Annotated in this window: 4 protein-coding genes; 1 reads left to right on the forward strand and 3 read right to left on the reverse strand. The window is 45.8% G+C overall.

The genetic code is table 11. From position 1 onward, the window contains the following. Positions 1 to 60: 60 nt before the first annotated feature. Positions 61 to 768 carry a FadR/GntR family transcriptional regulator gene (locus tag VN105_RS07185; protein WP_325639345.1) on the forward strand — a complete coding sequence of 236 codons (708 nt, stop codon included), beginning with the start codon at positions 61 to 63 and terminating at the stop codon, positions 766 to 768. Between the two features lie 7 nt (positions 769 to 775). Here VN105_RS07185 and VN105_RS07190 read toward each other — a convergent pair whose 3' ends face one another. The 3 genes from VN105_RS07190 to VN105_RS07200 form a co-directional block, all read right to left on the reverse strand. Next, positions 776 to 1,468, reverse strand: a complete 693-nt coding sequence (locus tag VN105_RS07190; RefSeq protein ID WP_325639347.1) for an ATP-binding cassette domain-containing protein — start codon at positions 1,466 to 1,468, stop codon at positions 776 to 778. Then, positions 1,465 to 1,767 carry a hypothetical protein gene (locus VN105_RS07195; RefSeq protein ID WP_325639349.1) on the reverse strand — a complete coding sequence of 101 codons (303 nt, stop codon included), beginning with the start codon at positions 1,765 to 1,767 and terminating at the stop codon, positions 1,465 to 1,467. The genes VN105_RS07190 and VN105_RS07195 overlap by 4 nt, the downstream gene beginning before the upstream one ends. 97 nt (positions 1,768 to 1,864) lie before the next feature. Continuing rightward, positions 1,865 to 2,400, reverse strand: a 536-nt coding sequence (locus tag VN105_RS07200) for a hypothetical protein (RefSeq protein ID WP_325639351.1), incomplete at its 5' end; no start/stop codon positions are given.

Genomic DNA, 2,400 nt, shown 5'->3' on the forward strand with positions numbered 1-2,400 from the left:
ATTGGATTTCCCCTATTTTCGGTTAACTTTACCGGGTATTAATGTAATACATAATGCTGTATGGATGCAATCGAATTAAAGGAGAATTTTAAAGAGGTAGACACCAGCTCGCTGGTAGACAAAGTGGAGGCCAACCTGGTAACACTGCTTCAGCAAAGAAAACTGAAAGTGGGCGATCCCATTCCGAAGGAGCTGGAACTGGCCAATACACTGGGAGTAAGCAGAACGGTAATAAGAGAAGCGATGCTCCGTTTGCGGGTAATGGGACTCATTGAATCCAGGAAAAAGAAAGGCGCTGTTATCACCAGCCCCGACCTGTTTGGCAACATGAGCAAGAGTATGAACCCACATATCCTTGACCAGGAAACCCTGAAACAAATGTTTGAAATCCGGTTGGTGCTGGAAATAGGTATGGCGGATTTTATATTTCAGCGCATCACGAAAGAAGATATTGCTGCGTTGCGGGAAATAGTGAGTCATGAACCGCCGGCTACACAACATCATCTCTTCAATATAGAACATGAAATTGCCTTTCATGGAAAGCTCTATGAAATTACCGGCAATGAAAATATGAAGAAGTTCCAAAGCATGCTGCTACCGGTATTTGATTATGTACATCATAGCGGCCTGCTGAAAAAACCCATCAGTCATAAGAAATTTGTTTCCCATAAAGGCCTGGTCGATATCATTGAAAATGGCTCCCCTGAACTCTTTCGTAATGCTATGAGAAACCACCTGGAAAACCACTTTGCCCGGCTGTTTGAATAGCCGGGCATTATTCCAGCCCTGAAAAAGCCAGGCTTCCGGGCGGAAGATAATGGAGTGTTTCCAGTTCCTCCAGTGCTTTGATATTTTTGAACACACCATTCGTCACCAGGATAATACGGTCGCTGGCAGCAATAATATGGCGGTAATCATGATCCGTAATAATAAAGCCTTTCGTAGTCCTGTATGCCCGGATCAATGCAAGGATCTTTTCTTTCCCCAATGGATCCAGGCCATTGAATGGTTCATCCAGCAGGATGAATTTTGCGGGCGTATTTACCAGCAGTAAGATCTCCAGGTACCTTCGTTCCCCGCCGGAAAGGTCGTATATATTTTTTGAGAGATGGGGTTGTACGTTTTCATCGGCCAGCATCCGCTCCTCATCAGCCCTGCAAGCAGCATAGAGCTTAACCGTCGCCTTTACGGTTAACAGGTCCGGCAGAAAATGTTGCTGTGGTAAATAGGCCATTACCCCTTTTGCCTTGTAAGGTGCATCATATTTTTTGCCATCAACGCTTACATATTTATGCGTGCAGGAAAGCGTCCCGAAAATGATCTTCATAAAAGTGGACTTGCCGCAACCATTTCTCCCTAAAATCCCGATCACTTCTCCTGTTTTACATCTCACAAAACAATCGGTCAGTATCTCCCGGTCGCCGAAACATTTAAAAACGCTATCAGCCTGCAACTCATGCTGTATCATGCCACCAAAAATTTAATAAGCCAGTAAACCAGCAGCATTACCACATTCAGCAGGTACGCTCCGCCTATGAGTTGGAATTTGGAAAATCCTTTGTTGTAATAAAAGTAATACCGGTTTTCATACGCCAGCCCGAAGAAGAACACCGACAACGCAAAACCACCAGTGAACAATGAAAGCATAAAACCTTTCAGGAACCCTGCCACTTTATCATGTCCGATCAATCCCAGTAAACCGGCCAGCAGGGAAAAGGGGATATTGAAGCTGTGGATGGACTTATAGTAGTGGAATAACATTTTCATGCCGCCGGGTTTCTCTAAATATAAGCAGGCATCCGCAAAAAAAACGATGCCGCGCAACCGGCACCGTTTTTTTAACAGAACTTTCTGAAGATCCGCTTTACTTATAGCTTTCCAGGAACACCTGTAAAGCCTGTTCCATCCTTACCTTCAGCTTTTCGCCCTGCGGCCCGTCGCCAGGCCTGGCAATATGAAAAAGCGCCAGCGTATTACTTTCCTTCAGCTCACGGCTGCCTTTTTCACCCTCCTCTATTTTCACCACCGGGCCTTCAAATTCCAGCCCGATGTAATAGTCGTAAAACACGCCTTTAATGGCGCTCACCGGCGCACTGAGACGGTAAAGACTATAACTGGTTTCCACCGGGTAACGAAAAGTCACCGACAGGATCCCATTTTCATTCACATGGAACGGGGATTCAATTTTAGCACCGGCTTCCGTGAGATAAGATAACTCCGGCGGATATACGGAGGCGGCATCGTTGAGCAGTTTAGTGAATACCGCCGCCGCTTTGGCCCTGCTTCCCGGATTAGGGCCCTGCTGCGCAAAACTGTGAATACTGAAAATGGTCAGCAGGATGCTGAATAAGAAGTAGCGTTGTTTCATAGGTGTAATTTCGGTACGGGTAATCTGTTTAC

The sequence above is a fragment of the Chitinophaga sp. genome, from assembly GCF_035564935.1.
GTDB lineage: Bacteria > Bacteroidota > Bacteroidia > Chitinophagales > Chitinophagaceae > Chitinophaga.